The sequence below is a fragment of the Aeromonas allosaccharophila genome (assembly GCF_000819685.1).
Lineage (GTDB): Bacteria > Pseudomonadota > Gammaproteobacteria > Enterobacterales > Aeromonadaceae > Aeromonas > Aeromonas allosaccharophila.
The window spans coordinates 1-474 of sequence record NZ_CDBR01000048.1 but is presented as its reverse complement, the minus strand read 5'-3'; the positions used below and the strand labels follow the sequence as shown (position 1 = coordinate 474).

The following is a 474-nucleotide window of genomic DNA, read 5'->3' as shown; positions in this document are numbered from 1 at the left end:
TGTACGGGGCTATCACCCTGTATCGCTGGCCTTTCCAGGACCATTCCACTAACTTCCAAGAAACTTAAGGGCTAATCCCCGTTCGCTCGCCGCTACTGAGGGAATCTCGGTTGATTTCTTTTCCTCGGGGTACTTAGATGTTTCAGTTCTCCCGGTTCGCCTCGTTGCACTATGTATTCATGCAACGATACCTAGCTTATGCTAAGTGGGTTTCCCCATTCGGAAATCTGTGAGTAATAGCGTCTCTTACCGACTTCTCACAGCTTATCGCAGGTTAGTACGTCCTTCATCGCCTCTGACTGCCAAGGCATCCACCATGTACGCTTAGTCACTTAACCATACAACCCCAAGAAGTGTCGTTGAAACGACGCGACTCGTTGAAGTACAACAAGGACCAAATAAAATTTGGTTTTCGCCAAGAAGTTTCCAAAGCACTTGTAACAAATGTTTGAGAACTACTTTTTAAATCAGCTT

1 rRNA gene (only partly in view) is annotated in these 474 nt (G+C 46.0%); it reads right to left on the bottom strand.

The features are described from left to right. Positions 1-338 (bottom strand): 23S ribosomal RNA (locus BN1115_RS09445); it reaches 2,363 nt to the left of the window's first position. Positions 339-474: the final 136 nt, after the last annotated feature.